Below are 7303 nucleotides of genomic sequence, written 5' to 3'. Positions count from 1 at the left end.
GTCCAATGTGCCGATGTGGACAACATCCATGAGGTGATCGCGGCGATTACCGGCGAGGTGCTGGCGAACCTGGTGCATGAGATCACCCCGGTTCTTGGCGTGGTGACCAGTGGCGTAAAGTTGGTCAAGGCCGGCAAGGCCGTGGCCGAGGATGGCTATCATCTGTACAAGAGCGACGACTACAAGGCCGGTTTTCGCCTGGGCGACCCCAGTGCGGCGGCCGAGGCGATCCAGCTCATCATCAAGCGCGACCTCGCCAAACACTCGGTGCAGCTGGGGCAGCAGACGCTTGCCACCGGCGCCAAGATCGGCGGGCTTTTCGCGGATTTCGGCACCGCCACCACGGCCGGTATCGGTATCGCCAATTCACTGGCCAGCCTGGGCTTGCAGCTCTACGGGTTGGGCCTGGACATCAAGGACATGCGCGCCGGCAACAAGCGGTTGGCGGCGCCCAGCACGCTGAACCTCACGGTGTTCAACGAGTGCCCCATCCTTGGCTGCTACCTGTTGACGTGTGCCGATACTTCGGCGGTGGCCAACATGTTCATCGCCGACATCGGTTTGCCGGGCTGGATGGACAAGGTCGAACTGATGAAGAAGAAACAGATGGACCCCATGCTGAAGATCGCCACCAAGAACATCAGCAGTTCGCGACTGCAATTGGAAGGGCTGGGCAGCGACAAGGGAACGCACACCAAGAAGGGCTTCTTCGCGGGAATCAAGAGCAAGGCGATGAAGCAGGTCGGGCTGAGCTGAGGTGATTCCGGTGCCGGACGCAGGTGCCGTGACCGGCGAGGTAGCTTGCTTGATGGCAGGACATTGAACAAACCATCGAAGCGTTGTTGCAGATCCATTCACAGCAGGAGATCCCATATGCCCCCGGCAGCGCGAATTACCGATATGCATGTCTGCCCGATGGTGACGGGCGTGGTGCCGCACGTGGGTGGTCCGATCCTGCCGCCGGGTGCGGTTACGGTACTGATCGGCGGCCTGCCGGCTGCGCGGGTCGGCGATATGGCGACTTGCGTGGGGCCGCCCGATGTCATCGCGATGGGCTCGTTCAAGGTGCTCATCAACAAGATGCCTGCTGCACGCATGGGCGATTTGACGGCGCATGGCGGAAGCATCGTGCTGGGTTGTCCCACGGTGCTGATCAGCTGAGTGGCGGCGTGCACGCCGGCGGTAGGGCATGGGGAGATGACTTCGCGTGACACCGATCCCGGCGGCAAGGAGGGTGGCAATGAGGGCTACTGGAAGGCCGATCAGGAATGACCCGCGGGTGCCGGGGTGAGGCGGGCGTCGGCCAGCCGGGCCAGGCACAAGCGTCGTGCGACGGATGTCGATCATGGCGTGGTTGCCATAGTGCGCCAGGCGGTCGAGACGCATCAGGCCGGGCAACTGGAAGCAGCGGAGGCGCTCTACCGCAAGGTGCTGCAGATGCAGGCCGGACAGCCCGATGCACTGCATTTTCTCGGCGTGCTGTGCCATCAGCGCGGGCGCAGCGATGAAGGCATCCGGCTGATCCGGATGGCCTTGCGGGCCGCCCCGCTGCATGCTGACGCGCACAACAATCTCGGAAACATCCACAAGGAAACCGGCAGCCTCGCCGAGGCCGAGGCCTGCTATCGCCAGGCGTTGGCGTGCAATGGGCAGCATCACGATGCGCTGAGCAATCTGGCGCTGGTGCTGGAGGCGCAGCAGCGTTTCCAGGAGGCATTCCAGGCCTATGCCGAGCTGCTTGAACGGGCGCCCCGACTCAGTCTCGCCCATTACCTGATGGGCATGTACCTGCGCAGGCATGTGAACGAGATCGGGGATCTGCAGCACGCCGTGGCCTGTTTCAGGAACGCGGTCCGCTGCGACGGCAGCAATGTGCGTGCTCTCGATGCGCTCGGTGTCACCCTTTACATGCTGGGCCGGCAGGACGAAGCGGTCGGGGCCTATCGTGACTGGCTTGGCCGCGAGCCGGACAATCCCGTGCCACGGCACATGCTCGCCGCTTGCGGCGGCGAAGCGGCGCCGCCGCGGGCGGACGACGCTTACGTGCGCGAGGTGTTCGACCGGTTCGCCGAAAGCTTCGACGAGCAGTTGCTGAAGAACCTGGACTATCGCGCGCCGCAGGTCCTGGTCGACGCACTGATTGGCGTGCTCGGGGTGGCCGAAGGCGCGCTTGATGTGCTCGACGCCGGTTGCGGCACCGGCCTGTGCGGTCCACTGATCAGGCCGCATGCGCGCCGGCTGGATGGTGTGGACTTATCCGATGGCATGCTCGAAAAGGCCCGCCAGCGCGGCGGCTACGACGAGCTCGTGACGGCCGAACTGACCGCGTACCTGCGGGATCATCCGGAAACCTGGGACGTCGTGCTGTCCGCCGATACGCTGGTCTACTTCGGCGACCTGGTGGAGGTGCTCGCGGCGACCCACGCGGCACTGCGGGCCGGCGGTCGGCTGGCTTTCACGCTGGAGGCGATGGATGCCGACGAGGATCGTTCCGAGCTGTCTTCCAGTGGCCGCTATCGGCATGCGCGCCGCTACGTCGAACGCGTGCTGGGTGCGGCCGGTTTCGTGGAGGTGAGCATTGCCGCGTCTGCATTGCGCAAGGAAGTGGGCAAGCCGGTGGCCGGCTGGGTGGTGCTGGCACGCAAGAGCCGGCTCGGGTGCGGATAGGCATGGGGGCGGAGGCCGGATCGCACGGCGTGCAGCGCGCGTCGAGGACATGGAAGCGGTGGGCTGCCGGCATAGGAGGAGGGAGTGCTGCTGTGACAGCAGGTACCGCGCTTCGAGGGGCCTCCCGTGCAAGGCACGAGTATGGTAAACAGACGGGATTGCAAGAGCGCTTTCGCGGGCTCGCTGGGGGAGATCGGATATGACGCATCGGATGACACTGAAGTCAGACCTCGGTGACAAATTGCTGCCTGCGAGCCTGTCGGGCAGTGAGCAGTTGGGGAAGCTTTTTTCCTACCAGTTGAAACTGCTCAGCAAGGACAGCGAAGTCAAACTGCTTCCGCTGCTCGGCAGTTCGATGACGGTGGCGTTCGAGTCGGAGGGTTACAAGCGTCACTTCAACGGCATGGTCTCGGAAATTTCCCAGACCGGGTTCGAGAGTTACAAGGAAGAGCGCTACGCCGAGTACGCGGTGACGCTGGTGCCCAAGGCCTGGCTGTTGCTGCACAAGGTGGATTGCCGCATCTACCTCAAGATGTCGGTGCCCGACATCGTCAAGACCGTGCTGTCCGAAATCGGCTATGGCGACGTCAAGCTGAGCCTCAGCGGAAACTATTCGCCGCGCGAATACTGCGTGCAGTATCGTGAGGATTACTTCAACTTCATCAGTCGCCTGATGGAGCAGGAAGGCATCTATTATTTCTTCCAGCACACCAACGGTGTGCACACCATGGTGCTGGCGGATTCGCTCGGCGCGCACGCCACCACCGGGGGGTATGAAGAACTTCCGTACCGGCCGCAGTCGACGGACAGCCGCGCGGCGCTGGAAGTTTCGATCACCGATTTTTCGTCGGCGCGCTCGGTGCAGACGACCAAGTATTCGCTGACCGACTACGACCCGCTGAAGCCGAAGACCTCGTTGCTGGGGGCCGAGGCAATCAGCAATGCCGACGACAACCATCCGGTGCCCGGCCTCGAGTCGTTCGATTTCCCCGGCGACCACGAGACTGGCGACGCCGGCAAGCATTACGCGCAGGTTCGCATCGAGGCGATCAACGTGTCCCAGTCGCAGTGCTCGGGTTCGACCACTGCCCCTGGCCTGCTGACCGGCGCGTTGTTCAAGCTGACGAAATTCCCGCGCACTGAACTGAACCAGGAGTACCTGGTCACCGGCTCGACCGTGCACATCGAGAATGCTGCGCGCACCTCCGGGCAGCAGGACGGCGAGTTGTTCTTCTGCAACTTTTCGGTGATCCGGAGCCGGCAGCCGTTCCGCACCCTGCCGACCGCGGTGAAGCCGATGATCGTGGGCCTGCAGACGGCCGTGGTGGCGGGCAGCGACAAGGCCGAAGACATCGCGGTGGACAAGTACGGGCGCATCCAGGTGACGTTCCACTGGAACAAGCCGGACAAGAAGAACGCGCACATTTCCTGTCCGGTCCGGGTGGCTTCGTCATGGGCCGGCAAGAATTGGGGTGCGGTGCACATCCCGCGGGTCGGCCAGGAAGTGGTGGTCAGTTTTCTTGAGGGCGACCCGGACCGGCCGCTGGTCATCGGCAGCGTCTACAACGCCGACAACATGCCGCCGTACGCGCTGCCCGACAACAAGACCCAGAGCGGCATCAAGAGCCGCAGCCACGAGGGCGGCGCCGCGGCGGATTTCAACGAGATCCGTTTCGAGGACAAGAAGGGCAGCGAGGAGCTGTTCCTGCACGCGCAGAAGGACATGCGCGAGGAAGTGGAGAACGACCACTTCGTGCAGATCGACCACGACGAGACGATCACGATCAAGAACGACCAGACCGAAGAGGTCAAGCACGACCGCAAGACCACCGTCGGCAACGACGACAAGCTCGACGTCACCCAGAACGGCACGACCACGATCGGTCAGAAATTCAAGCTCAGCGCCGGCACCGAGATCGAACTGGTCACCGGCGCCTCCAGCATCGTCATGAAAAGCGACGGGACGATCGAAATCAAGGGCGTCAACATCAAGATCAGCGGCAGCATGGGCGTGAAAGTCGACGGCCAGGTTGAGGTCGGCATCAAGGCCGGCGCCACGATGGATATTGGCGCGGGCGCCTCGCTGAAGATGCATTCCGATGCCATGCTCGAGGTGGCGGGCGGTGCCATGGCCACCGTCAAGGGGCCCATGCTGACGCTCAAGGGCGACGGCATGGCGCAGTTGTCCGGCGGCCTGATCATGATCGGCTAAACGGGAGGGGACGCAGATGTCAGGAATCGTGCAGGCGTCGATCCAGATGGAATTGTCCGAGCAGGCCAATGCCCTGCTGCGGTCGGAGATGGCGGCGCCGGTTGCAGTTCGGGCCCTGGTCGAGGCCGGTCAGGTGCAGGACGCCTTGAAGCTGATCGCCCGGCTGTTGCCGAAGCGCTACGCCGTGGCGTGGCTGTGCCAGTGCGCGCGCGACCAGGCGCTGAATCCCGAAGACAGGGCCGGTGCCTCGCTGGCGGAGAAGTGGGTGCGCGAGCCGAACGAAAGCAATCGACGCGCAGCGTTCGAATTTGCCAACGCCGGCGGCTACAAGTCGGCCGGAGCGTGGCTGGCCGCTGCTGCCGGATGGTCCGGTGGCAGCATGGCGCCGGCTTCGCAGGCAACCCCGGTGCCGCCACCGGACCACCTGACGGCGTGTGCGGTGGTGGCCGGGATCAACATGCTGGCCGCGCTGGTGGCCGAGACGTTCGAGGCTCGCCGCGTCGGATTCATCGAGCCGGCGATGACCTTGCTCAATGCGGGTGGAACTCCTGCGGGCGGGGCCTGAGCCCGCCCGTTCCCGGTTCCTGTCGGCTTGCCCGTTGCGCGGATGGGCGATACGATCGCGAACGGTTGTTTTGATCGCGCCGGACTGGCTCATCAGTCAATCTGTCGCGAGATTCCGTTGCCCCGGGATGGGCGAGACCTGCGCAGCACCAGGCGCGGCAGTCATCGGCGACAGGGGTTCCGGATCACAGGTGCGAAAGGGAGTGGGATGCTCCGGCGCGGATGGGGGGAGTCATCTGCACGTTCAACCAACTCCAGGGCAATGCACGCCGCTCGCGAACGATCAGCGAGTGGTGGTTTCCGCATACCCGGATACTGATTCATCGGAACGAGCACGGGCGATCCATTCATCGCCGTCCTGATTGGTTGACAGTTGCAGGGGAAACACAAGCGTGCCGACGTCGCAGACTCTGATCCTTGCTGTTGCCGGTCGCCAGGCTGCCCAATTCGGCAGCCGCAGCCGCAGGACGTTCGAGGCCGCAGGCGGCAGCATCGGCCGTTCCGAGGATTGCGACTGGGTGCTCAGCGCCTCCGGCGTCTCGCGTGTCCACGCGATGATCCGTTACCTCAACGGCATGTACTTCATCGAGGACCGCAGCACCAACGGCATGCTGCTGAACGACGCGCCGCTGATCAAGGGCGATCCCTCCGCGCTGAAAGACGGTGATCGGCTGCTGATCGACACTTTCGAAGTGGAGGTGCGCCTGCAGGATGCCGCGGCCGCGCCGGCCATGCACGGCGTGTCGGACCCGCAGCCCCTGGCTGCACCGACAGCGGCGGTGCTGGATCCGCTGGATTTCGGCCTGCTGGATCCTGCACCGCGCGCGCCCGCCCATCCACCGCCGACCGCGGTCGCGCTGGACGCGGAGCTGATTCCCGGCGCGATCGGCATGGCTTCTGCCGACGAGCTCGATCCGCTGAGTTTTCTCGGCTCGACCGACACTTCATCCGGTCTGCTGTCCGGCGCGACCACCGGCAACGCCAACTCGAGCTGGAACCATTCGGCCAGCACGGAGGATTTCTTCCACCCGCCCATGACGACCGGGCAGCGTCAGGCCAGCGTGAATGCGTTGCCGGAAAACTGGGACCTGACAGTGGGTGATTTCTCGTCCCCGCCCAGCCCGCCGCCACCCGCACCAGCGGCTCCGCCGCCGGCCGCTGCCGCGATGCATCCGCCGTATGCGCCGCCGCTGGTCTCGCTTGCCGAGACGACCGGCCCGACGGCGCTGCCGGCGGATGTGGACCAGATCTTCCGGGTCGTGGTCGACGGCGTCATGGACGTGCTGCGCGCGCGCGCCGAGATCAAGAACACGTTCCGCCTGCCGGTCACGATCATCCAGCGCTCCGAGAACAATCCACTGAAATTCGCGCCGAACCCGGATGAGGCGCTGCAAAAGATCATGGCACCGTCGAATGGCGCCTTCATGTCGGGCACGGCGGCGTTCGAGGATGCCTTCGACGATATCCGCTGCCACCAGATGGCGATGCTCGCCGGCGTGCGCGCCGCGTTCGAATCGCTGCTGGTGCATTTCAACCCGGATCGTTTCGAGCAGGAAACCGATGGCGCGAAGCGTTCGGCGTTTGCCGGCAAGGGCAAGTACTGGGACAAGTACCGCGAGAATTTCGAGGGGCTGTCGCGGGATCCGGACGAATGCTTCCGCCGGTTGTTCGGCGACGAATTCGCACGGGCCTACGAGGAACAATTGTCACGCCTGAAATCGGCGCGGAGAATGCAGCAGTCACATCGCTAGGGGCGCAGGGGCGCCCCGCAGCCGCAGGCTGGGGAACGGATCCAGGGGACGTGTCGACGGCCATGCCGTCGGCACCGGAATACCCGGCAGCGCTGCCGGGGAAATCTCA

6 protein-coding genes are annotated in these 7303 nt (G+C 64.5%); all 6 read left to right on the top strand.

The features are described from left to right. Positions 1 to 756 (top strand): hypothetical protein (locus tag ABD024_RS11815; protein WP_343852833.1); only part of this gene is annotated, 756 nt, incomplete at its 5' end. 117 nt (positions 757 to 873) lie between these two features. Continuing rightward, complete coding sequence (locus ABD024_RS11810; protein ID WP_149363828.1) at positions 874 to 1161, top strand: PAAR domain-containing protein; 288 nt, start codon at positions 874 to 876, stop codon at positions 1159 to 1161. A gap of 189 nt (positions 1162 to 1350) precedes the next feature. After that, a complete protein-coding gene (locus tag ABD024_RS11805) occupies positions 1351 to 2667 on the top strand; it encodes a tetratricopeptide repeat protein (RefSeq protein WP_343852829.1) in 1317 nt (438 codons plus the stop codon). 199 nt (positions 2668 to 2866) lie between these two features. Then, positions 2867 to 4879 (top strand): type VI secretion system Vgr family protein, encoded by a 2013-nt coding sequence (locus tag ABD024_RS11800; protein ID WP_343852827.1) that lies wholly within the window; start codon positions 2867 to 2869, stop codon positions 4877 to 4879. 16 nt (positions 4880 to 4895) lie between these two features. Then, a complete protein-coding gene (locus ABD024_RS11795; RefSeq protein ID WP_343852825.1) occupies positions 4896 to 5444 on the top strand; it encodes a DUF6931 family protein in 549 nt (182 codons plus the stop codon). Positions 5445 to 5835: 391 nt separating this feature from the next. Then, positions 5836 to 7194: a type VI secretion system-associated FHA domain protein TagH gene (tagH, locus tag ABD024_RS11790; RefSeq protein ID WP_343852822.1), complete on the top strand. Its 1359-nt coding sequence runs from the start codon at positions 5836 to 5838 to the stop codon at positions 7192 to 7194. The last annotated feature ends 109 nt before the right edge of the window (positions 7195 to 7303 follow it).

The sequence above is a fragment of the Rhodanobacter soli genome, assembly GCF_039523495.1.
Taxonomy (GTDB): Bacteria; Pseudomonadota; Gammaproteobacteria; order Xanthomonadales; family Rhodanobacteraceae; genus Rhodanobacter; species Rhodanobacter soli.
The sequence above is the reverse complement of the archived record's forward strand: the minus strand, read 5'-3'. Positions and strand labels throughout refer to the sequence as shown.